A 23,463-nucleotide genomic window follows, 5' to 3' on the forward strand; every position below is an offset into this window, starting at 1 on the left:
TTTGCAGCATTCATCTATCCACATATATTTGCACCACGATTTGATGGCGTAGAAAACGAAGTAACAGTAATATGCCTCCTTATCCCGATAGTTATCGGGATGGTAGAGTAAAAGAATAAAGATTAAAAGCCTCCTTATCCCGATAGTTATCGGGATGGTAGAGTAAAGAATAAATATTAAAAGCCTCCTTATCCCGATAGTTTTCGGGATGGTAGAACAAAAAATAAATATTAAAAGCCTCCTTATCCCGATAGTTATCGGGATGGTAGAGTAAAGAATAAATATTAAAAGCCTCCTTATCCCGATAGTTATCGGGATGGTAGAGTAAAGAATAAATATTAAAAGCCTCCTTATCCCGATAGTTATCGGGATGGTAGAGTAAAGAATAAATATTAAAAGCCTCCTTATCCCGATAGTTATCGGGATGGTAGAGTAAAGAATAAATATTAAAAGCCTCCTTAGCTCAGCTGGTAGAGCAACTGACTTGTAATCAGTAGGTCGCTGGTTCGATCCCGGCAGGGGGCTCAAAGGCAACAGAAATGTTGCCTTTTCCTTTTTTTCAAATCCGCATAGCTATGAAAGTTTTTTGTGTTTATATATTATACTCCAAGTCTATAGACCGATTTTACATCGGATACACAGAAAACATGGAATCCAGGCTGGATCAGCACAATAAGAATGTCTTCAAAGGTTCCTTCACAGATAGAGCAGAAGATTGGGAATTGTACCATTTAATCCCGGATTTATCTGAGAATATAGCCAAACTGATTGAAAAGCACATTAAAAAAAATAAATCAAGGACATATCTTGAAAATCTCAAAAAATACCCTGATTTAACGCAAAAATTAATCCTTAAATACTTTAAAAATGATTAGCCTCCTTATCCCGATAGCTATCGGGATGGTAGAGTCCCGCAGATGCGGGATAATCAGTAGGTCGCTGTCCCGATAGCTATCGGGACCGGCAGGGGGCTCAAAGGCAACAGAGATGTTGCCTTTTTCTTTTTTTCAAATCCGCATAGCTATGAAAGTTTTTTGCGTTTATATATTGTACTCCAAGTCAATAGACCGATTTTACATCGGATACACTGAAAACATGGAATCCAGGCTGGATCAGCATAATAGGCATGTTTTCAAAGGTTCATTTACTGACAGAGCAGATGATTGGGAACTGTACCATTCAATCCCAAATTTATATGAGAATACAGCAAAACTGATTGAAAAACACATTAAGAAAAATAAAATCAGTCTACTTTCCCTTCAACAAAATACATATCAATTTCACCTTTATTCTTTGCCTGTATTTTACCCCTGTAGCTGCATTTGTACTTTTCATTTATCAACCCAAATGTAGTACCTGAAATATTGATTTTTCCTATTGCTCCACTGCTTTCCATGCGTGAGGCTACATTGACAGTATCTCCCCAGATATCATAGGCAAATTTCTTAAATCCTACTATACCTGCAACAACATTTCCGCTATGGATTCCGATTCTGATTTCAAAAACAGGTTGTTTCTCCTTCAGCTTCCTTTTTTTATGGACTTCCATAAATTCCATTATTTCCAAAGCTGCATTGACAACATCAAAAGGATGTGTTTCATTTGTCACAGGTAGGCCACCTACAGCCATATATGCATCACCAATGGTTTTGATTTTTTCAATATTGTGCTTTTGGATAATCTTGTCAAACTCTTTGAAGCAATAATCTATTTCAGAAACCAAGTCAACTGCGTTCATTTCCTCGGCTATTTGCGAGAACCCTTCAAAATCCGTAAACAAGACCGTTACATTCTCAAATTTTTTGGCATCAGCAGAACCTTTTTCTTTAAGTTCCATGGCAATATCATACGGCAGAATATTCAATAACAACTCATCGGATTTTTCTTTTTCTATCTTGAGGTCCAAGGTTCTTTCGTTGACTTTATTTTCAAGATTGATATTGTATTCCTCCAAACGCTTTTCATTGATCCTGAGGTTTTCTTCAATTACTTTCCTCATATCAACTTCCTGTTTTAGTTCCAGATTCAGGCGATTCGTCTGATCAAACAACATGGCATTTTGAAGGGATATGGCCGTCTGCGTTGCCATTATATGGAGGATTTCCAAACGTTCTTTTGAAAATGCTCCTGATAAAAGCCTGTTTTCAAGATAAAGAAAAGCCAAAATTGTATTTCCATGTTTAAGGGGAATACACACAATGGACCTGATTGCATTTTTGAAGATATAATCGTCGTTGGAATAGGGGAGAACCAAATTGGCATCATCTAAAACCAGTATTTCACCGTTCCGAGCTACCGAATTGACAACAGATGAACTGATTTCATCAAATTCCTCAAAGGGGATGTTTTGCATCACTTTGATTTGATTGGTGGATTTTTCAATAGATGCCTTGATTACTTTTTTGTTGTCTTCCAAAGAAATCAAAAAGGCCCTTTCAGCACCTGCATTTTCTGCCACAAGGTTCATTAATCCTACCAGGATATTCTCTAGTACCACTTCACCTGAAAGAAGATTGATGGTTTTCAAAATTGTATTTAGGTCAAGGCTGTTTGAATTGACTCCTATTTCATCCGGTAAAATATGAGTGGCATACTTTTCTTTCATTTGCTCCAACTTTGACTTCGCACCCCACTTGGAATATGTCTTATAGGCATTTGTTAAATAAAATTGAGCCACTTCTGCCTGATTCATTTCCAAATATAGAATCCCTGTACGCTCCCATGCAATAGCTTCTTCTTGGATAAACTTGTTGATTCTAGCGAAGCGAATAGAATTGAAATAATGTTTAGCTGCGAGATCATAATTCTTTTCCAACAAGAAAATTTCAGCCTTCATCAATTCCAAACGATGAAGGAAATTGGTCTCAGAAAAGCTTACATATTTATTAAACTTGTCAAGATTCTTTTTTAGGATTTTCTTCAGGCGTTTTTGTTCTTTCTGGTCCCTTGAATTGTAGATAGAACTGATACATAGATTTTCATAAAAATAATAAAGGTATTCACCCATGGTACCATTAATTGACATCAAATATGGCTTTTGTCTGATGGAAAAATCATAAGCCAATTCGTATTGGTTAAAAATAAGGGCAACGACCTTCTTTAGTTCAAATAAGTTACTGTAATAACTTGAAGATACAGGTCCGTCCGGAAATGAAACTTCATCCTCGTCCAGAATATCTCCTTGGATTTTATAATCTTCCGGAAATCCTTTGATTAACAAATGTGCCACTTGAGTAAACATTTTTACTCTAGCTATTTGAAGGGTTTGATTTAGCGGAGTCATTTGTTTGATCAGCAATTCCCCTCTTTTGGTTATATTTTGAAGTGGGTCACCGGAAAAAAAACGGTTGAACATAATCATTAAAGCGGTTAAAGAATTATATTCAAATTCACCGGTATTTAGTCCTCTTTTAAAAGAATCTTCCAGGTCAGGTATTGTTTCATGCATCGGTTTTAGCCAAAAAGAAATAAAAATGTGATATGCACCCCTTACTTTACATCCGTTTTCATCTTCTTTGAGGTATTCAGATAATTCATAACCTAATTGCGCAATTTTTAGTCCTTTTTCAATATTATTCATGTGGACAATATTTATATACCCAAAAATAAGAATTGTAAATGTGGACTGAGGAGCAATACCATATTTCAAAGTCCAATCAAACATTTTGAAAATATGCAATGGGACGGAAATCGGCGATAAAAAGTACGAGGCAAAAGCCACATATTGTAATATTTCAATACCAAGAATCATCTCCTCGTTGGTGGACTTTGGTAACTTTGATACTTTCTCCAAAGTGAATTTACTCAATCTATAATTCGTTAAAAAATAGCCCACTAAAAAATCGATTTTGGATGGATTCTTTTTATGCTTATAGCCCAACAATTTAACAGCTTCCAACCCAATATTTATCACTAATTTCTGATCATTTTTGATGTTTGCATTTTTGATTTTTAGGACGGCTAGCTTGAGTTTCTCTACCTTTTTATTCACCCTTACATCCAAAATTCCTGCAAGTTTCTCAAATTGAGCCTGATTGTTAGATTGATATGCTGCTTCTGCAGCCTTAAAAAATACCTTCAGTACAAATTCATTGTCTTTTTCCCAATTCTCTTCAGTCAGAAATTCTATGGCATTTTCAAAATAATGCAATGCCATTGAATACGCGGCAGCATTTTGGGACCTTATTCCCGCTATCAGGTTTAATTCACTGACTTTTTTTATTTCGGCCTGCTCCTTAACCCATTCCTTGGCGAAATTGAAATGATGTACAATATCAAAAATGTTTTCCCTAATATCTGAATTGGGGGTTTTTTCAAGCAAAAGCCTTCCGATTTTAAGGTGAATTTCCCTTTTGGCAACTTCTTCATTGAGTGTATATATTGCCTGTTGCACTTTATCATGAACAAAATAAAGGCTTTTATTTCGGCCTTCTAAAATCATTCCGGAGTTAATTGCTGGCTTTAATTTTTCATAAACCTCATCTTTCAAATTACCTGTGACAATAGACAAAATATCCAAGTTAAATTTGTTTCCGATACAAGAGGCCAATTTTAGCATCGAAACGGTCTCTTGAGGAAGTTTTTGGATAGTTCCTATTAAAAGGTCTACAATGTCCCCTTCAACATTGAATTCCAATAATTTTTCAGTGTCCCATTTCCATCCCCTTTCGGTCCTGTCAAAAGTCAATATCTCATTACTGTAAATAGCTTTGATAAACTGATTCACAAACAATGCATTACCGGCCGATTTTTTTTGAATGATATCGGCAAGATCCTTTAATGGTAAAATGGAATTGCCTAATGTATCTGAAACAAGCTTATGGATGTCCTTAGACTGAAGGTTTTCCAGATGGAGTCCTTCTGGAAATATTCCGGCATTTTCAAGCTCTGTTTTGAATTCCAGAAAAGGATGGCCCACAAAGATTTCGTTGTCCCGGTACGTGCCTATCAACAAAAAATTTTTTAAGTCCTTATTGGTAAGAATAATTCTTATAAGATCAAGGGAAGAAGAATCGGACCATTGAAGATCATCAATGAAGATAACCATCGGTTTACCGGATTCTGAGATCACTTTAACAAAATTTGTCAATGCATACTCAAACCTCAATTTGGATTCCTGTCCATGAAGAACCGGTAGGAGGGGCTCGTTGTCCAGTAATTTATCCAGATTTGGGACTATATCGAATAATGCACGTCCGATGGGATGTAATTTTTTGTAAAGCTCAGACTTCCATCTTTGAAGCGTGGATTCATCTTCCAATAATATTTGCTCCATCCAGGAACCAAAAGCTTGGGAAAAGGCGAAATAAGGGACATCAGTCTTTAATTGATCAAATTTACCTGTAATATAAAAACCACCATCCTGCAGTACAGGACGGTATAATTGCTCCGCTAAAGTCGATTTCCCCACACCGGAACTGCCGTATATTAGTACCAGTATATTTTCTCCATTTTTTACCCTTTCATAGCTATCATTCAATTTGGCTATTTCTTTCCTTCGGCCATAAAGTTGATTGGTAAATTGAAGGATCCCTGAAGAATCATTTGATCCGAGTTCAAAATTTTTGATTATTCCTTTGTTTTCAAGATTCGAAAAAATGACCTGAAGATCGTGCAGTACTCCAAAAATCGATTGATATCTGTCCTCAATATCTTTCTCCACCATTTTCATAATGAGATTGGAAATCAATGGTGGTGTATCAGAAATATCTCTGGGTGCTAGGGGAGAGAGGGCAATGTGTGCATGGATTTTGGCAGAATATTCCTTGGATCCAAACATCAATTGATTTGTGAAAAGCCAATAGAAAACACCTCCCAAAGAATAGATGTCACTAAAATAACCAACATCTGAACTTATTCTTCCTGTTTGTTCGGGGGCAATAAAATCAAGGTTTGCATCTGAAAAATAAATTTTATTATCAATGCCTATTTTCCTTTTAAGCCGGGTAGCAATTCCCAAGCTGATAAAGTAAATGGATCCGGTATGACTTTCAATTAAGATATGGTCAGGATTTAAGTTCAGATGTATAATCTGCTGACTATGTATAGCTGAAAGTGCTCTTGCCAATCTAATGCAGAGATGCACTTTTTCCAGTAAAGTCAGGTTGCTTTCACAAAATTCTCTCAAGGAAACACCTGAAACATGATCTAGTTTAAGAATGATTTCCGATTGACTCTTTTCAAAGCCAAACACCCGCCTGAACCCTTCAATTTTTTCTCCTGCAAATGAACCCTCGTTTTCAGCTTTCATTTGCTTTACTGGAGAAAGGGAGGTGATTTTTGCGGTTTTTAGGACTATTTGTTCACCGGAATCCAAAGCTGGATTATGGATGGAAAAATGATCTCCTGTATAAACCAATTTACTTTTCATTTCCATTCGGAATTTTTCTTTGAAATATCTTTAGAATACCCGAAAATAATTGTCTTTGAGGGACATTTAGTTTGGATATTGGAACCTTTTGCAAAATCAAGATTGAAATTCTAAAATACATTATTTTAAAGATCAAAATGGCATACAAGTAAAATATATCATTAAATTTAATGTAGCGTATTTTTTGTTTTTAATAATTATTTTCAAAGCTGGATTTTATGTCAATAACTCAAGGAAAAAAACAATTAGGAAGAGAATATGTAATTGCCGACGAAGATTCTATCACCGCTGCGATGATTCGGGAAATGGAAGATCAGGTAAAGAGGATGTACGATGACAAAAAAATGCTCCGACAAGTCCATACCAAAATGCATGGATGCGTTAAAGCAGAATTTATAGTTGAACCCAATTTGCCAAAGGATCTACACGTTGGAGTTTTCAGTGAAAACCGATCATATCATGCCTGGGTTCGTTTTTCGAATGGGAATACCAAGCCTCAGGCTGATAAGAAAAAGGATATCAGAGGAATTGCCATTAAGCTCTTGGGGGTACCTGGCGAAAAACTGATCAATGATGAATTCAATGAACCCACACAGGATTTTTTGTTGATGAGCAGTGAAACTTTTTTTTCAAAAAACACCAAACAATTCAGTAAGACACTTAAGTCCCTTACTTCCAAAAATCCATTGGCCAAGCCTTTATATTTCCTTAACCCGTTTCATTTGGGCATGTTTTTGCGCGTTAAAAAAAGTTTGATTCCTTGCTCCAATCCTTTGGAAATCCCCTATTGGAGTACACAACCTTACCAATTTGGAAGTCCTGACAGGGCAGTGAAATATTTTCTTAAACCCTCAACTGAAAACAAAACTGTAGTATCCAATACCAAGGACTATGATTTCCTGAGGGTCAATTTGGCACAAACTTTAAACAATAATGAAGCCCTTTTTGATTTTTATATTCAGTTTCAGACCAATGCTGATACCATGCCGATAGAAGACCCTACAGTGGCCTGGACTTCACAGTTTATTAAAGTCGCAACGCTGAAAATTTTTCCACAATCCTTTGATCATCAGGATCAAATGGAGTTTGGAGAAAACCTTTCATTCAATCCTTGGCATTCCTTACCCGTACACCGGCCATTGGGCAGCTTCAACAGGACAAGGAAAAAAGCCTATGAGGCACTCTCCAAGTTAAGACACCACAAAAATAAGTTACCGATGACAGAGCCCCTGGACTCTCCTGATTTTCTGGATTCGGTATTCAAAATACACCCCTCAAATACCATTGATCAAACTGTGCCGAAGAAAGGAATTATTCTGACTTCAGCAGAGGTGAAAATAGACTGTGACAAAAAAACTGCTTACGATTATATCATGAGCGTGAAGGAATTGCCTAATTGGCTGACCAAAAAAGGGCCGATTTATGGCATCAAAAAGGTAACTGTAGAAGGTCAACATTATGACAGCGTAGGGGATAAAAGACTGATAGAAAGGGGAGATGATGCTACTTTGGTTGAGGAGCTGATTTCCTGTAATCCCTATGCCAACTATGCTTACCAGATTACTGATTTCAGTGATTTCTTCAGGCATCTCACAGTCAAAGGATTTGGGAGGTTTTGGTTTGATACCTATAAGGACCAAACCAGGGTCCGTTGGGAATATTCATTCACATACAAAAATATTTTGGGACGGCTGTTCCTTGCTTTGTTTGTACCATTGGTATTGAAAAAATACCTTCAGAACGGCTTGAATAATGTCAAAACCAATATAGAAGACCCAGACTGAATTTAATCCAAAGTAGAAAGGTACCTGACAGCATTGATGGAAGGGAAAAAGAAATACGCCCCGCCCCGAACAGTTACAAATCGTTGAAGACCTTTTATGGTTTGGTTGACAGGGTTACCCTGAATGGTAAAATTCTGTTCCTCATCAAGTTCTGTTTTTTCTTTGGTCCCAATGATTGGGTCAGGATCATTGTACAGCTGTTTGACTTTCTTAGAGTTTCCCCAGGAATATTGTACAAATTCATATTGCCGGCTGATATCCACATTAAAGCAGGCAAATATTAGTCCCACTTCACCATTTGGTTTATGTGCTGTAGGAGATCCTTCAATCGGATCACCGTACAGCCTCGCTCTCCTGATAATTCTATGCCTGTTGCTTAGAAGTATTGATTCTTTGATGCCCATATCCTCAAAGCTATCTCTGGGATTGGATCTTCTGAGGTGGGAACCATAAGGACATTTCAGGCCTTCCTGATCATTTTTGGCATAACCAAAATCATTGTCATCGCTCAATTCTCCCGGGTCGGCATCAGGATACTTAGTCACAGGAGCCCCGTTTTGCCATCTCCCCATCATTTTTGCTGCCAATTTGAGGCTTTCCAATTCATTGATACTACCATCATGATTTTTGGTCTTTTCATTCATAAATTCCCAAAATGCTGCCACATCCTGTTCCAATTGACGCATGACGAGATAAGTCCCGTTCCTACCAATATCTTTTTTGCCGCTTCCGCCAGCATCCGTTGGCAAAAGATTCAGATCTCCTTGGTCGGATTGGATTAAAGGAGTGTCGGGAAATACCCCATAATTGTTTTTATAGCCCATAATAAACTCACCTGGCTCAACTATGTCATCTTTTGGGCCTGATCTGCCGGAGTCTTTGATGATTGGTTGAGAAATCCCGTCTCTAAATCCGAAATGTTCTTTGTTTTGAGGTAAAGTCAAACCATCAATTCTCAATATTTGCTCCAGTCCAGCCGACTCAAATTGGGATTCCATTTCGGCATAATATGCTTTCGCAATATCATCTTGTGATCCAAATACAAGCAAACAAATATGTATGGGCTCATTATTGTATCCTCCCCATCTCCAATTTTCAGGTGCACTGGAGTCAAAATCCCCCAACAGTCTTGACCGGTGTTCAGTAGCCATTCCCTGTCTGAATTCTCTGGAAAAAGCTGCTATATTTCCCTCGTCCAATCCCAGAACATCAAGACCTTTACTTGTAAAAGCAATGTTCAAACCTTTCTCAGGAAGATTTTCCTTATTGTGAATATGTACCGAATTGGTCAAACTTGGCCAAATAGTCCTCAACCAGTTTCTGGTTTTTTTTGGTTCGGTGATTTTAAGGTAATAAAACCTGGAAAAGGTAAATCGGGCGTATCCCCGGATCACATAACCTTGTATATCATCAAATTCCAGAATGGTATCCATATCGTTTTTCATAAAAGTTGAAGAAATTTAGCAGCTTGTTTTTCGGAAAGATCTTTCATCAAAAGCGTTCTGATTTTGGTATTGTTGTTGATATTTTTGATCGAGAGCTGAGGATAGGCACTGTACCATACATCCGTTGGCAATTGGGAATGTCGACTCCAGGCAAGAAAATGCTCCTCGTCATAAGCCCCTCCGGTCAATAGAAACTTTGTTTTTGGAAAAACCTTGGTATTCGAAAAAATACCGGTCAAGCCCCAACCGCTTTTGTCTATAAAATCGCCGAGGTACTGCTGCCAACTTCCATCAAAATTACTGAAAAACAAAACCCTTTTATTGTCATCGAAAAGCACCCATCGGGCAAAATGAATGCTCGGTATCCCCATCAATTTCCCTTTGACAAAAAAGAATCTGATCAGGCCATTGGCCAACATAAACATGCCATTGATGGTAATCAGTCTTACTATTCCGGGCTTCATTTCCACCAATTGAGTGAATTGGTTTTGATTGTAAATATCTTCATAAGTCTCTAGGGTGCTGAGTGCCTGATTGTCCAATTGACTTCTTTTCATAGTAAACACTTCATCCTTTCTTTCATAAAAAAACTGCACCATCAATATCCATAGTATCAGCAAAGGGGACAAGACAAGCAAAATCAAACCTATCAGGGCCATGCCAAACCAGTTGATTTTTGGCATTTTTACAGGTGTCTTCAAAAATTCAAAGTCATTTTCGGACATTATTTTGGTGCGGAGTTTTTCATGGATTTCTTTCGCAGGTCCTCTTTTCAACGATAAAAAGTCAAGATAATCCCTTAGGTAATTCCGAAGGCGGCTTTCGTCCCTGATTTGTTGCAGACTTCTTCCCGGGGCTCCGATATAAACTGAAGTGTTTTTGATGGTATGTCGATTGAAAAAAGCAATCCTGCTTTCTTCTGTCCTTTTATTTTCCAATGGGTAATCCTCACAATAACAGTAAATCCCATCTATCATAGCAGAAGAAACCGTGGATAGGTTTTTGAAAAGTTCAGCTTGGGTACCGTCATAATCCACCACAAAGCAAAGTTTGGGAATAGCAGAAGTAGGAGTGGGGAATCCGGGAATTTCCCTATCTATAATTACCCATCTGGCAAAGTGAATGGAATTGAAGGCTTCAAAATCAGGTTTTACGCCCTTAAGCAACTCGATTCGGATCGATCGAAGATGGTCAGAAAGGATATCGCATTTTTTATCAAGGATCGGTACTATGGTGATGAGTTGATTTTGTGCCATAAAATGTGATTTGATCTAACTTGGTTTTTCGAAGAATTTTAAACCGCCTTTTATTGCCAGGTTTTCTAAAGTCATGGATTGCAGATTAAATATCAGTGAATAACAAAAATATCAAAACAATATACTGTTTATTTACCTGAAATTCCAATTAACATTCGGGATTTATCGAATAAATCTGAAATAAAATTGAGAGGAATGAAGGATGAATGATCTCTTGACCATAGGTCAAATTTTGAGTAGTCAAATACTTAATTTTCCAATTTTGAAATTTTGAAATTTTTGAATTTTTAATATTGAATAATGAACACTGAATTTCGAAAAATGAAGTCGACTAATTCCAATCTTAAAACGGATAAACGTTCAAATCAATCCCCCAAAGCAAAGGAAGGATAAATAAGGTGAAAAATGTAATCAAAATTATAGAAAAAATATTCATCCAAAGGCCTGCCTTGAACATATCAGGAATGGTCAGGTAACCGGAACCAAAAACCACCGCGTTAGGTGGAGTGGCCACAGGAAGCATAAAGGCGCAGCTTGCCGCCATCGTGGCACCTACCATCAATCCATACGGATGGACACCCATAGCGTAAGAGACGGCAGCTAAAATTGGCAGCAGCATGGAAGCCGTGGCTACATTGGATGTTATTTCGGTCAAAAAATTGACAGCTGTAATTACAATCAACAAGAACAGCCCAAATGCAATAAAATCGAGGAAAACAAACTGATTGCCGATCCAAGAAGCCAAACCTGTTTCTTTAAATCCTTCAGCCAATGATAATCCACCACCAAAAAGCAATAAAATTCCCCAAGGAATTCTCTCGGCCGTTTTCCAATCTAATAGTTTAGTTTTACGATCGGAGGAGGGGATAACAAATAAAACCAAAACCCCTGCAATGGCAATCATGGTATCATCCAAAGCCGGAATAAAATCCTGTAAAACAAAAGAACGCAGGATCCAGGACAAAGAAACCAAACCAAAAACCCAGGCAACCCTTTTTTCTTCTACAGTGATAGGACCCAATAGCCTGAGTTGGGCATGGATTTCCTCTTTACCACCATGGATGGCAAAATCCTTTTCGAAAGGGTAGGCAAATTTCACTAGGTACACCCAACAAATAGCCAATAATATAATGGAGATCGGAAGACCAAAAAGCATCCATTGGGAAAAAGTAATCTCATATTGATACATTTCCTTGATGACTCCGGCGAGAATGATATTGGTGGGAGTTCCTATCAAAGTGGCCACGCCGCCAATAGAGGCGCTATAGGCAATGCCCAACATCAACGCTTTTCCGATTTTATTGGGAGATCTTTCATGGGGATTTTCAGGTGAACTCAATTGAGTCACAACAGCTATTGCAATTGGTAGCATCATCAGGGAAGTGGCAGTATTGGATATCCACATAGACAAAAAAGCCGTCGCCACCATAAATCCCAGGATAATCCTTTGAATATTGGTTCCGATAAAGGCGATAATGGTCAGAGCAATCCGTTTATGAAGGTTCCATTTCTCAATGGCCATAGCAATCATAAATCCGCCCATATACAGCAAGACCATGGGATGGGAATAGGACGTTGCCGTATTGGCCATAGACAAAACTCCAAGTGTGGGAAGCAGCACCAAAGGCAACAGGGAAGTCGCAGCAATCGGAATCGCTTCAGTAATCCACCAAACCGCAATCCAGGTTGTTACCGCCAACATGGCCAAGGCTTCGGGCGACATATCCTTGGGCTGTAACAAAAACAAAATTCCCAGAAACAAAATAGGCCCCAGAAATAAGCCAATTTTAGCGGTATTGGTTTGGTTCATAGATTTCCAAATAGAAAGCTAAGCTTACCAAAAAAAATAGGATTTACAAATTTGAATGGGTTAGGGAGTTGATGGTTGATTTATTTGGTGATATGGGTTATGTGGGAATGTTTTTCTTTTTATTTAACATAATGTAAATTATATAACATTAAAATTACATTTACAATAATCCAGAATCAGACTAATAGTAAAGTTATACTATACAACGATCCCGCCGCTATGTGTAGATTGTATCTACACCTTACTATTTTTGGAATTTGTAATTCCACTCACTCCGGAGGTCAGCCCATGGGTCTTAATGGGTTGAGGAATTGACTAGTGGAAAGAGCTAAAAATCTGAGCCAAGATGGCTAGGTGAATGTTCCATACACTTCTTTCGACCAAAGTAATTTTATTTCAGGAACAGCTGTAAAATTTAAGGGAGCAAACTGATCTCCAATAATTCCAGAATCCCAATCACTGGAAAAGGAAAAAATGGGCCGATTTTTTCAGCCCCTTTTGATCAATTTGTTTTTTCCAGCTTTAATTTGGGATAATCTGTGTACCCTTTTTCACAGGGTGTATAGAAAGTACTTTGATCCCAATCCTGTAGCGGGGCATCCTGGGCAAATCTTTCTACTAGATCCGGGTTGGACACATACGGTTTGCCAAAAGCAACCGCATCAGCCAATCCTTCCAGTATATAACGGTTTCCTTTTTCCTGGTCAAAATCCCCATTTATTATCAAGGTGCCTTTGTAAATAGGCCTATATCGCTTTGCGATTTCGGTTACAGCAAAAGGCAACTCAGAAACATCCGAAAATGGCTCTGACAAATGAAGATAGGCAAGATTATATTCATTGAGCTTTTCGATGATATAATCGAAAGTTGGAATACTTTCTTCATCCATAGTCATTCCAAAAACTCCATGTAAAGAAGGGTTTAACCTTACACCAATTCTGTTTTCGGGCATGACTTCTTTAAGTGCATCGATAATATCAAAAAGGATCCTGGCCCTGTTTTCAATACTTCCTCCGTAGCCATCGGTTCTCACATTGGAGGTACGGCTGAAAAACTGATGTAGCAAGTATCCATTAGAGGCATGAATCTCGATTCCGTCAAAACCTGCTTCCATGGCATTTTTTCCCGCCATTTTAAAGTCCATAATGGTATCCTGTATTTCCTCCAATGACATTTCTTTAGGGGTAACTGTCTCCTTAAAACCTTTTGGAGTAAAAGACTTAGCGAGCGGGTTGATGGCTGAAGGAGCTAAAGGGAGTTCCCCATTGTGAAAATCAGGATGAGAAATCCTGCCTACATGCCAGATTTGGATAAATACCTTACCTCCCCTTTCATGTACAGCTTCGGTCACTTTTTTCCAACCATCAATTTGGGCTTGAGAATAAATACCCGGTGTATTGATGTATCCTACTGCCTTCTTGGAAATCTGAGATCCCTCTGTAATAATAAGGCCAGCGGAAGCCCGCTGTCTGTAATACTTGGCATGAAGGTCTGTAGGTGCATTTTCCGGATTATCTGATCTACTTCTTGTCATTGGGGCCATTACAACCCTGTTATTCAATTCAATGTCCCCGAGGTTTAATTTTTCTAAAAGTGGTTTGTTATTCATATTGGAATTTGGTTTGTCTTCAAAATTATATGTATATACAACAATCCCTTCCTGCAAATCGTTCACGAAAAATTAAGTTAATTATTTATGCCTTTTGAATACTTATTTCATTCCCATTTTCAGACCATACAGAAAAGAAATCTTAAAAATTAGGCATAAACTATCCCTTCAACTGATTTTGCGCCTTTGGAATTTTTGACCTAAAGAGCTTCTGCAAGAATTTAAAGTTATTGAGGAGGATTGTCAAACCAACTTCATCTCCACCGGATCCCAAAGAATCTGTCTTCCCTGTTCGATACTCAAGTTGCAGGCCAAGGACGGTGCTGCTGCCCTTAAGCCAAAGGAAGCATCTTCCAATACTTGGTTGTTATTCCGTACGGCGTTAAAGAAAACCACCATATGATCCATACGGTCATCGTAGCCAATCGGTGCACTGTAAACCTTCTGTCGGCCAATATGATAGCCGCTTTGCTCTGATCCATAGGTTTGCTTGTACCACTTCTGGAATTCGGTTTTTTGGGCTTTTGAGAAGCTTTCAAATGCATCGTAACCACCAAATCCAGGTGCTTTGCCGCGCTTGACCGTAGAAACCTTGAATTCATGCCAACCAATATCAATCACGCCTTCCGTGCCAAACATCTTCATACCGAATCCACCTTTTCCTTCCCCATCAGCCAAATTTGCCCGGGTATAGAGCTGAAAGGATTTATGTTTTTCGGAAGCGGGATAATCCATCAATGCATTTACGATATCGTAGGCTTCACGACCATCTTGCCAATATTTCAAGTCCCCAAGGCTGAAAATCCTGGTGGGGCCTTGTGATTCTGTAATGGTATGAATGCCTGTCAATAGGTGTACTATCAAATCCCCGGCAGCCCCTGTTCCGTAGTCCTTATAGTTTCTCCACCTGAAAAACCGTGTCGCATCGAATGGCACCTTTGGCGTATCTCCTAAAAATGTGTCAAAATCCACAGTTTCCGGTGAAGCATCAAGAGGTATTGAATAATTCCATGCCCCGCGGAAATCAGTTCGGTCACAGTAAGCTTGAATATAAGTCAATTCACCAATCATCCCGCTTTCCAAAACCTTTTTTGCTTCCAAAATCGCTAATGCACTCGCCCTTTGGCTACCAACCTGAAACACCTTTTTGGATTCCTTTTGGGCATCAATGATCGCTTTTCCCTCTTCAATCTTATGGACCATAGGTTTCTCACAGTAAACATGTTTGCCTGCATTGAGGGCATCTATGGAAATCCGCTGATGCCAATGGTCCGGTGTGCAAATCAATACTGCATCTATATCTTCACGATCAAGCACTTCCCGGTAGTCCCTTGTGGTGAACATATCCTTTCCCCATTTTTCTTTGGCAAATTCGAGGCGTCCTGTATAAAGGTCACAAACCGCAGCCAGCTCAACTCCGACTATTTTCAGAGCAGCTTCCGCATCATAATGCCCAATGATTCCAGCACCAATCAAACCGATCCTGATACGATCATTGGCACTTGGTTTGATTTCGCTTCTTAGTATGTTTAAGTCCTCATCAGCTCCTGCTTCAAGTACTCCTCCAAAGCCTGCCAATGCTAATGAGCCACCGACTTTTTTTAAAAACTGTCTGCGTTGATTTTTCATGGGTAATTATTCTTTGGGTTGAGAAAGTATCTTAAATCTGAAACTTCAGAATTGAAATTGGAGATTTGGTTATTGTTATCCGTTGTTTTATCTGATTGACCAATGGTCAGTCAAAAAACTACGTAAACCTATTTTTTTACCTCAATCGAAAACTCCCCACATAATAATCCGGGTCTACTGTGAGTGAACCAGACTTTTTTACCTTAGTTTGCTGCCATTGGGTAGTGGGTGAAATTCGCATTGTTTCTGTTCCAATTGCTATATCCACGGGCATATCAAATGAATTTATGCTGTTGCCCCAGCGATAATGGAGAGTCTCCTCATCCGAAAAGTAATATTCTAAAGTCGGAATTGAAACATTTCTTAGATATTGGTTAAAGAAATTCTCTAAATTCAAGCCACTTTCTCTTGAAATATAGTTTTCCACTTGTTCTGTTGTGACAGTCTGATGGTAAAATTCACGGTTCAATCCCCTCAGGATTTGTCTCCATTTTTCATCATCATCCAGGATTTGACGGAGCATGTTCAGGATATTTCCGCCTTTGTAATACATATCGCCCGAACCTTTATGATTCACAGAATACCTCCCGATAATAGGTAGTTTGTTTTCAATCCGGGTACGGGTGCCACGGACATACTCCTGTCCTGCTTCTTTTCCATAGAAATATTCCACAAAGAGACTTTCGGAATAATTGGTAAAACTCTCATGAATCCACATATCTGCCACATCCTTATAGGTAATGTTGTTGGCAAACCACTCATGCCCGGATTCGTGGATGATGATAAAATCAAACTTCAGCCCCCAACCGGTACCGCTTAGGTCTGTTCCCCGATAGCCGTTTTGATAGCCGTTACCATAGGTAACCGAACTCTGATGCTCCATTCCCAAATAGGGTGCTTCCACCAATTTGTAACTGTCTTCATAAAAAGGGTACGGACCAAACCAATGTTCGAAAGCTTCCATCATGCGCCTTGCATCCTGAAACTGTACTTTAGCCTTTTCCAGGTTGTTCTTCAGGACATAGTATTCCATATCAAGTTCTCCCTTTTCTCCGGGATATTTTTCAGAGAAATGCACATAATCCCCGATATTGATATTGACACCATAGTCATTGATGGGATTACTGACAAACCAATGGTAGGTTCTCGTTTTTCCTTTCTTCTCCACTTTCCTCAACCTTCCATTGGAAATGTTCATAAGATCTTTTGGTAACGTTACACTGATCAGCATGCTGTCCACTTCGTCGGCAGGATGGTCCTTGCTTGGCCACCAAATACTGGAACCAATTCCTTGGTTGGATGAAGCAATAAAATGCTTGCCGTTATCATCCTTTTGCCAGGTAATGCCACCATCCCAAGGTGGGCGGACAGCTTCCTTGGGTTGGCCTTCATAACTGATAATGATCTCCTCAAAAGTTCCCGGAACCTGCTTTTTGCTCAATTTGATAAAATGAGCTGCCCCTTCTTTCCTGATCATCAATTCCTGTCCATCCTGTCTTGCAGCAATGATCTTTAGAGGCTCCTGAAGGTCAATCTGCAGCACCTGATGCTCCTCTTTCACCTGATACCTCACCGTATTTGTACCGGAAATGGATTTCGTATCAGGAAAAATTTCCACATCCAAATGGTAATAATTCAAATCCCACCAGCCTCTTTCGGGGGTAATACTTCCTCTTAAGGTATCAGCACGGGTAAACTTTTCAGTTTGGGAATAACCTATAGCCACAGTAAAAAGTAAGATTAAGGATAAGAATGGTTTTATAAAGATGTTCATAAGATAAATGTCAAACTTTAAATCAAGGTTACTTCCGTCTTCCGTCTACTGTCTTCCAGCCAAAATTTAATCAACTATGAAACAATTCTCCCCGCCAAACTCTCCCCTATCCTCAACAAACCCTCACTTTCCTCCTCAGTAAAATCATAAGGCACAGGTTTTGCAATTCCCAAAGTCCCAAACAATTCGCCATCCAACAACATGGGAACAGCAATGGAACCTTCAACCTTTGTTTCTTTTGCAGCAGGTCTTGCAACTCCGGATTCATCGGTTTGGAGATTACACATTTCCACAGGTTTTTTCCTTTCAGCTGCAATACCTGCCATACCTTTTCCAATAGGAATGGCTTCCATTTTTGGCAATAGGAAATCCGGGATTCCTTGTTGTGCCTTTAAGCGCAATAGGTTACTTTCTTTGTCCAGCACATGGATTGTTCCCGTAGTACAGTCAAATGCGGAAATGGTCTCGGACAGGAGCTCTGACCAGTTGATTTCGCCTTTGATTTCCTTAATGTTATTGATGATATTTTGTGTTTTGTTCATGTTTTTTTTTGATGTACAAAGTACTAAGTACAAAGTACCAAGTAGGGGTTTGTTTATGGATTTAGGTTTCTTGAAATAAAGACGGATTTTGTGCCTCATATCTTGAATCTCACTTTTCAATAGATTTTCATTCCGAGCAGTAGTCGGGCTAGACATAAAAAGGAAAGGCTTTTTTCTCTATTTAATATTCTTACTTCATTTAGTGTAACCCAGTCTTGGAGCTTGTGTCTAATGTCCAACCCCCCCGTTTGTAATAGATGTCTCCTGCCGTCGACATGACAAGGTGAAGTCTTTTTCACTAATTCAAATTATTACTTTATTTAATGTCTAAGTCTTGAATCTTGTGTTTTGTGTCTCAAATCTCAAATCTCACATCTCAAATCTTATTAAGCTTTCCCCACAAATACCGGCCAATCTTCCCTATTCTCAAAACTGTTTTTGAAAATAATCTCTGCATGATCTCCTTCAAAGGTGATCAGAATGGTTTCGGTATGAGGGCTTTCATAGTATTTCAGTTTTATTTCAATGGTCTTTTCATCTTTCCAGGCATAACTTCCGGCAACTTTAAATGGGGCCAAACCATCAAGTTGGTTTTGGGCAAAGTGGAAAAGGTTGGGACCTTTTCTGTCTGTTGTTCCCAGAAGCCAGTTTCCCGAAGCCAGGAAGAATTCGTGAGACTCCTCTCCCACCTTCAAGGAAAGTTTAATGCTGGATTTCAGAAATTTTATATTAAATTCATTTACTATATTATTTTGATTTTCAACAATATAGGTATTATTACTTATTGTATTTTCTAGTTTTTTATTTGATTTACTTTTTAGAGGAGAAAGAGAAAGATTTTTTAAATTTCTTTCAAGGTTTTTTTCAGAAGAAGGATCATTATCAAATGCAGGAAGTAGATGCTTCCAAACCAAATCCAATAAACCCTGCATGTCACTGGTTTCAGATGTGATGACGATCACTCCTTCCAATTCAGGCAATATCAGGATATATTGTCCAAAGGCACCATCTGCCCGGTAGGAATTATACCTGCTTCGCCACATTTGGTAGCCATATCCCTGAACCCAATCATTGGAAGCAATCCTTTCAGGTGAAGCATCGGGTTCCTGCATGATTTTCATGGTACTGGCTTCTTCAATCCAAGATTCCGGTAAAATCTGTTTCCCGTTCCAATTCCCCTTTTGCAAAAACAATTGTCCAAGCTTGGCCATATCTTCGGTTTTTACCCTGATACCCCATCCCCCAACGGCAATCCCTTCCAAATCTTTCTCCCAATCCGCTCCGGATATACCCAATGGATCCAACAACCTTGGCTGAAGATATTCCAATAGATTTTGTCCGGTTACTTTTTGGATGATGGCTGATAGCATATAGCTCGCAGAGGTATTGTATAGAAACTTGGTGCCGGGCTTGTCGGCAATGGGCAAATTCAAAAAAGCCTTGACCCAATCTTCCTGCGTAAAAACTTCCTGGTTGAAACTTTTGTCATGTCCTACGGTCATCGAAAGCAGGTCTTTTATTTCCAATTCCGCCAAATGGGGGCTAACTGTTGTCGGTAATGATTCCGGGAAAAAAGATATAACCTTATCGGTGACTTTCAGCTTTCCATCTGCAACTGCCAAACCTATTGCTGAAGCAGTGAATGTTTTGCTCACAGAATACATGGTATGCTTGGTTTTCGGACCATAAGGCGCCCACCAACCCTCAGCTGCCACCTGACCATTTCTCAAAATCATCAGGCTGTGCATTTCATGTTTGCTTTCAGAGCCTACAGCATCCAAAAACTCTTGAATCCCTTTGCTGGAAATATTCAGTGCTTCGGGGGTATTTCTAGGTAAAGCGCTTTGGGCAAAAATCTGAAAAGGAAACACGAATAGAATTAATGTTTGAAAGGTGGGTTTCATAGGTTAAGATGACATGTTTAGAAATTCTGAATCCTGAAAAAGGAAATGAATATCAAATAATTTATAGACTATAAAGATTAAACTTTTTCCGTTTCTTTTTGGGAATTTCTCAAACCTGCACTTTTAAGTTGATTATTTGAAACTGATTTTAGCTCATAAGGTCTATTAAAGGCACTCTGCTGCATCTTAAATCTTTCTGACAAACTCCTGATCATATTTTTTGAAAGCCCTTTTTTATAATTTAAAATATCTGAAAGATGACCCTTTGAAATTTCTAAAGTTTCAGCCAATTCTTTCTGGTTCAGATTATTTTCCTGCATCAGAAATTTTAATAATTGAATTGGCTCTGATTCTTCAAAAGTTGAATTGGATTCATCATAATTCTCAATCAATAAAGTGATGGTATCAATCAAATCAATTAAATCTTGATTTGGATTCTTGCTATATTCATTTGAAAGTTTTTCCAATTCGTCACAATAGTTCAAATATTGATTTTCTGATCTGATAATTGTGAAATTTTTCATGTCTTTATGATTAATATAAATCAACAGTGTATTGTAAATTTTGCTTGCACAGCTTAGAATACTCAGAATGAGTTCCAATCCATTTCACATACAAATGAACCATCTTTGGGCCAAACCAATATGAACATATCAGTCTGAAATTATTTCCACCAATATTAAATACAATTCTGTTGTTGTTTATAATATCAGCAGAAGCAAAAGTCTTTTGAATGTCATGTATTGAATCCCAATCCGCATATTTAATAGAAGTTTTGAATATCTCAAAGGAAACCTCAGATCGTGAGTGTTCCTTTACAAATTTCTCAATCGACCTCCATTTAATAATATGTACTTTCATTTCAGACGATGTAATTTAATTAAAAGTTCGCAAAAAGCGAATAAAATTGCATTTAAAGTTCAAATAGTCTTAAATAATATATCTCCCAATAGACAGAGTCTCCAAATAAGCGTAACTGGCATTTTCAAGAACTCAACAAATAATCAAACCTAACCTGCCCTACAAATTCCATATACTTTTTCAGATCAGGGAATTCAGGATTGATCAAAAGGTTATGTTCCAACGGATAAAATGAAAGATTTAATCTGGCTGAAGGTACTCTTAAAAAAGGAAATTCCTTTTCCTGTAACCAAATCTTCCCAAAGTCCTGGGTGATTTTGCCATGTGGCAATATATTCCATTGTTTTGGTAAACTTTCTTTTTCCATTGTTCCTATTAAATCCGGATTTTGGATTTCAAATTCAATCATATACCAGGATTTTCCTGAAACGGCATTGCCCTTGATACACAGGTATTCCAATAAAGATAAGGCAGGCCCACTTCCGGCGTAAATCATCCCCATGCCTTTTGGATTCCATCTCCCTGCGCTATATGAACAACCAAATGGATTTTTATAATAGGATTCTGACATGATTCTGAAATACCGCATACTTACATGACATTGCCAAAATGAAGGGCATCCAAGGCCTCATCTACCCACTCCAAGCCTATCATGGAGGTAATCAACTTAATGGGAGCCATATTTCCAAGAGCCATATTCGGACTGTCCAACCATTGCTTCAAAAGGGTGGTATTGCCAAATAAATCCACGCCTTTTTTGATGACCTCGTCTATTTTAAAAAACTGATAGGACCCCGGAGTACCAATCGGACTCTTATTATCCCATCGGGAAACAGTACTTGGGGACACAGAAGCAGCCTTGGCTATCTCTTGAATTTTTAGATCCAAAAAATCAACGATAGGGGAAATATCTTCTGAAAGAAGATTTTGGTCCAATATCTCCCCTACTTCGGCCATACTATTTGCTTTTGCAAACGCAGGTACAAAAAATCCATACCCACTTGGAATATCATATGATTTTGAATGTCCGGATCTCTCCACCTGAAATGCCGTAGTATTGCCATAAGGAGCCTCATATTGAAAATCAGAAACAATATTCTCTTCTCTTGGATGGGATTCTTCGTAAGGCTTTGTCTTTTTAGAGGCCATTTTTCTTTGATTTGTAGATTCAAAAATTTCATTTGACATTATAAAAATATTCATTTGAAATTGAAAAGAAAAATTTCCATCAATTAATTACTTCCCTTTGATCAACTCTTTTTCAATTTCTTCCATTTCGCCATTCAAAGCTTTGTCAAGAATGGTATTCCAGCGGTGCTGAGCATTATCTAAGCCATGCCTTGTTCTTGCATCGTAGATTTCCTGAAGTCTGTTCATTTCCCTATAAGAGTCAAAAAAAGCACTATTGACTTCAGCCTCATAATTTTCAGGGTTCAGCTCCAATGCTTTTAACTTGTTGATCAATCTATTTCCTACTATCCTAGTGACGTCAAAATGTCTTTGCTCATGATTCAATGAATAATCATTTTTGCCTTCATTCCTTACCCATGAAGAACCGGGAAGCATATAAACCTTAATTTCCAAGGGTAAAACCAAAACCCCATCTTCCATAAAAGGATCCCCCTCCATAGCCAAACTTGTAAAAATCACAGCATTGTTGCTACTGGTACGGTTCGGTTTGTCGAGGAAATCATTCCAATTCAATGGCCGATTGGAATCATAAAAAACAGTATCCTGGTCGCTCTTTCTGGATTTTTCAATTATTTCCAACCTGATACTTTTTGCCAATTTTCGATTTTGGGTTGCATGGTCTTTTATCCAATCATTGAAAAATATAAGGGAATTGGAGACTCCCCTATTTAATATTTGATTAACCAAATCGGTACGGTGAATGGATCTTTGGTAAGTTATTCCTGCTTCATAATCCACCAAATGAACAGGTTCAAAAGAACCTTTAAGGTAATAACTGAATTTGATTTTCAATTCTCCCGAAGCTACTTTACTGCTTTGTTGTTTCTCTGAAATTTTAAAATCCACAACACGCATCTGTATAGCCCTTTCAGTTTCACTTTGTGAAAGTGAGTTATTATAAAAGTCTTTTATTCCCTGAGAAATTGTATTTCTAATTTTTATCTTATATACCTGATTATTGGTGCTATAAATACTACCAATTGAAGCAGAATTTTCCTGGTTATCTATTACTTCTACCAATTGAAAACCGGAATTTTCAAGGGTTTTACCCTCTACTTTTGTTAATTCAAATTGTATTTCCTGTGCTATTGCTGGAAAGATCAGAATGAGAAAAAGGATGACTAATGAAAATAATTTTCTCTGCATAATGTCTTAACGCAAAGCTAAAAACAACAGTTCTAAACCCCGTTTCCTCCTGAGCCCAATATCCAATTAGAACTTTTCCTACAATTCAGATCGGGCTCCTAAGGAAACATGCTTTTCAAAAATTTAACCCCACATGACCTGC

General features: G+C 38.3%; 17 protein-coding genes and 1 tRNA gene. 4 read left to right on the forward strand and 14 right to left on the reverse strand.

Annotated elements, in window-relative coordinates:
* Nucleotides 1-452 precede the first annotated feature (452 nt).
* From B9A52_RS18100 to B9A52_RS26570, 3 genes are all read left to right on the forward strand, one after another.
* Nucleotides 453-525 (forward strand) — tRNA-Thr (locus B9A52_RS18100).
* Between the two features lie 50 nt (nucleotides 526-575).
* The gene (locus tag B9A52_RS18105; RefSeq protein ID WP_084121792.1) at nucleotides 576-875 is read left to right on the forward strand and encodes a GIY-YIG nuclease family protein; all 300 of its coding nucleotides are present in this window, start codon (nucleotides 576-578) and stop codon (nucleotides 873-875) included.
* A gap of 148 nt (nucleotides 876-1,023) precedes the next feature.
* Nucleotides 1,024-1,353, forward strand: coding sequence for a GIY-YIG nuclease family protein (locus B9A52_RS26570; protein WP_172805239.1), 330 nt, complete (start codon nucleotides 1,024-1,026; stop codon nucleotides 1,351-1,353).
* Here B9A52_RS26570 and B9A52_RS18115 read toward each other — a convergent pair.
* Entirely contained in the window at nucleotides 1,244-6,370 is a 5,127-nt protein-coding gene (locus B9A52_RS18115) for an adenylate/guanylate cyclase domain-containing protein (protein ID WP_172805240.1), read from the reverse strand. The two genes, B9A52_RS26570 and B9A52_RS18115, sit on opposite strands and share 110 nt — an antisense overlap.
* 218 nt (nucleotides 6,371-6,588) lie before the next feature.
* Here B9A52_RS18115 and B9A52_RS18120 point away from each other — a divergent pair, with 218 nt between their 5' ends.
* Complete coding sequence (locus tag B9A52_RS18120; protein ID WP_084121795.1) at nucleotides 6,589-8,154, forward strand: SRPBCC family protein; 1,566 nt, start codon at nucleotides 6,589-6,591, stop codon at nucleotides 8,152-8,154.
* Between the two features lie 2 nt (nucleotides 8,155-8,156).
* Here the strand turns inward: B9A52_RS18120 and B9A52_RS18125 are convergent, their stop codons facing one another.
* The 13 genes from B9A52_RS18125 to B9A52_RS18185 form a co-directional block, all read right to left on the reverse strand.
* A complete protein-coding gene (locus B9A52_RS18125; RefSeq protein ID WP_084121796.1) occupies nucleotides 8,157-9,599 on the reverse strand; it encodes a Dyp-type peroxidase in 1,443 nt (480 codons plus the stop codon).
* On the reverse strand, nucleotides 9,596-10,855 hold the full coding sequence (locus B9A52_RS18130; RefSeq protein WP_084121797.1) for a hypothetical protein: 1,260 nt from the start codon (nucleotides 10,853-10,855) through the stop codon (nucleotides 9,596-9,598). Before B9A52_RS18130 ends, B9A52_RS18125 begins: the two co-directional genes overlap by 4 nt.
* Nucleotides 10,856-11,198: 343 nt before the next feature.
* Nucleotides 11,199-12,665 (reverse strand): SLC13 family permease, encoded by a 1,467-nt coding sequence (locus tag B9A52_RS18135; protein ID WP_084121798.1) that lies wholly within the window; start codon nucleotides 12,663-12,665, stop codon nucleotides 11,199-11,201.
* A gap of 502 nt (nucleotides 12,666-13,167) precedes the next feature.
* The gene (locus tag B9A52_RS18140; protein ID WP_084123586.1) at nucleotides 13,168-14,274 is read right to left on the reverse strand and encodes an alkene reductase; all 1,107 of its coding nucleotides are present in this window, start codon (nucleotides 14,272-14,274) and stop codon (nucleotides 13,168-13,170) included.
* A gap of 243 nt (nucleotides 14,275-14,517) precedes the next feature.
* Complete coding sequence (locus tag B9A52_RS18145) at nucleotides 14,518-15,903, reverse strand: Gfo/Idh/MocA family protein (RefSeq protein ID WP_084121799.1); 1,386 nt, start codon at nucleotides 15,901-15,903, stop codon at nucleotides 14,518-14,520.
* Between the two features lie 136 nt (nucleotides 15,904-16,039).
* A complete protein-coding gene (locus tag B9A52_RS18150; protein ID WP_084121800.1) occupies nucleotides 16,040-17,677 on the reverse strand; it encodes a M1 family metallopeptidase in 1,638 nt (545 codons plus the stop codon).
* Between the two features lie 74 nt (nucleotides 17,678-17,751).
* Nucleotides 17,752-18,219 (reverse strand): GAF domain-containing protein, encoded by a 468-nt coding sequence (locus B9A52_RS18155; RefSeq protein ID WP_084123587.1) that lies wholly within the window; start codon nucleotides 18,217-18,219, stop codon nucleotides 17,752-17,754.
* A gap of 386 nt (nucleotides 18,220-18,605) precedes the next feature.
* Entirely contained in the window at nucleotides 18,606-20,123 is a 1,518-nt protein-coding gene (locus tag B9A52_RS18160; protein WP_084121801.1) for a serine hydrolase domain-containing protein, read from the reverse strand.
* 77 nt (nucleotides 20,124-20,200) lie between these two features.
* Nucleotides 20,201-20,647, reverse strand: a complete 447-nt coding sequence (locus tag B9A52_RS18165; protein WP_084121802.1) for a helix-turn-helix domain-containing protein — start codon at nucleotides 20,645-20,647, stop codon at nucleotides 20,201-20,203.
* 10 nt (nucleotides 20,648-20,657) lie between these two features.
* Complete coding sequence (locus tag B9A52_RS18170) at nucleotides 20,658-20,984, reverse strand: type II toxin-antitoxin system HigB family toxin (protein WP_084121803.1); 327 nt, start codon at nucleotides 20,982-20,984, stop codon at nucleotides 20,658-20,660.
* 124 nt (nucleotides 20,985-21,108) lie between these two features.
* On the reverse strand, nucleotides 21,109-21,555 hold the full coding sequence (locus tag B9A52_RS18175) for an RES family NAD+ phosphorylase (RefSeq protein ID WP_084123588.1): 447 nt from the start codon (nucleotides 21,553-21,555) through the stop codon (nucleotides 21,109-21,111).
* 20 nt (nucleotides 21,556-21,575) lie between these two features.
* Nucleotides 21,576-22,133: an antitoxin Xre/MbcA/ParS toxin-binding domain-containing protein gene (locus B9A52_RS18180; RefSeq protein ID WP_084123589.1), complete on the reverse strand. Its 558-nt coding sequence runs from the start codon at nucleotides 22,131-22,133 to the stop codon at nucleotides 21,576-21,578.
* 87 nt (nucleotides 22,134-22,220) lie between these two features.
* On the reverse strand, nucleotides 22,221-23,321 hold the full coding sequence (locus tag B9A52_RS18185) for a DUF922 domain-containing protein (RefSeq protein ID WP_084121804.1): 1,101 nt from the start codon (nucleotides 23,319-23,321) through the stop codon (nucleotides 22,221-22,223).
* Nucleotides 23,322-23,463 lie beyond the last annotated feature (142 nt).

The sequence above is a fragment of the Aquiflexum balticum DSM 16537 genome (genome assembly GCF_900176595.1).
Taxonomy (GTDB): domain Bacteria; phylum Bacteroidota; class Bacteroidia; order Cytophagales; family Cyclobacteriaceae; genus Aquiflexum; species Aquiflexum balticum.

What these genes read in the sequence shown, in the direction of transcription:
- B9A52_RS18105 (WP_084121792.1), top strand. Translation starts at nt 576, where the DNA reads ATGAAAGTTTTTTGTGTTTATATATTATACTCCAAGTCTATAGACCGA.
- B9A52_RS26570 (WP_172805239.1), top strand. Translation starts at nt 1,024, where the DNA reads ATGAAAGTTTTTTGCGTTTATATATTGTACTCCAAGTCAATAGACCGA.
- B9A52_RS18115 (WP_172805240.1), bottom strand. Translation starts at nt 6,370, where the DNA reads ATGAAAAGTAAATTGGTTTATACAGGAGATCATTTTTCCATCCATAAT.
- B9A52_RS18120 (WP_084121795.1), top strand. Translation starts at nt 6,589, where the DNA reads ATGTCAATAACTCAAGGAAAAAAACAATTAGGAAGAGAATATGTAATT.
- B9A52_RS18125 (WP_084121796.1), bottom strand. Translation starts at nt 9,599, where the DNA reads ATGAAAAACGATATGGATACCATTCTGGAATTTGATGATATACAAGGT.
- B9A52_RS18130 (WP_084121797.1), bottom strand. Translation starts at nt 10,855, where the DNA reads ATGGCACAAAATCAACTCATCACCATAGTACCGATCCTTGATAAAAAA.
- B9A52_RS18135 (WP_084121798.1), bottom strand. Translation starts at nt 12,665, where the DNA reads ATGAACCAAACCAATACCGCTAAAATTGGCTTATTTCTGGGGCCTATT.
- B9A52_RS18140 (WP_084123586.1), bottom strand. Translation starts at nt 14,274, where the DNA reads ATGAATAACAAACCACTTTTAGAAAAATTAAACCTCGGGGACATTGAA.
- B9A52_RS18145 (WP_084121799.1), bottom strand. Translation starts at nt 15,903, where the DNA reads ATGAAAAATCAACGCAGACAGTTTTTAAAAAAAGTCGGTGGCTCATTA.
- B9A52_RS18150 (WP_084121800.1), bottom strand. Translation starts at nt 17,677, where the DNA reads ATGAACATCTTTATAAAACCATTCTTATCCTTAATCTTACTTTTTACT.
- B9A52_RS18155 (WP_084123587.1), bottom strand. Translation starts at nt 18,219, where the DNA reads ATGAACAAAACACAAAATATCATCAATAACATTAAGGAAATCAAAGGC.
- B9A52_RS18160 (WP_084121801.1), bottom strand. Translation starts at nt 20,123, where the DNA reads ATGAAACCCACCTTTCAAACATTAATTCTATTCGTGTTTCCTTTTCAG.
- B9A52_RS18165 (WP_084121802.1), bottom strand. Translation starts at nt 20,647, where the DNA reads ATGAAAAATTTCACAATTATCAGATCAGAAAATCAATATTTGAACTAT.
- B9A52_RS18170 (WP_084121803.1), bottom strand. Translation starts at nt 20,984, where the DNA reads ATGAAAGTACATATTATTAAATGGAGGTCGATTGAGAAATTTGTAAAG.
- B9A52_RS18175 (WP_084123588.1), bottom strand. Translation starts at nt 21,555, where the DNA reads ATGTCAGAATCCTATTATAAAAATCCATTTGGTTGTTCATATAGCGCA.
- B9A52_RS18180 (WP_084123589.1), bottom strand. Translation starts at nt 22,133, where the DNA reads ATGGCCTCTAAAAAGACAAAGCCTTACGAAGAATCCCATCCAAGAGAA.
- B9A52_RS18185 (WP_084121804.1), bottom strand. Translation starts at nt 23,321, where the DNA reads ATGCAGAGAAAATTATTTTCATTAGTCATCCTTTTTCTCATTCTGATC.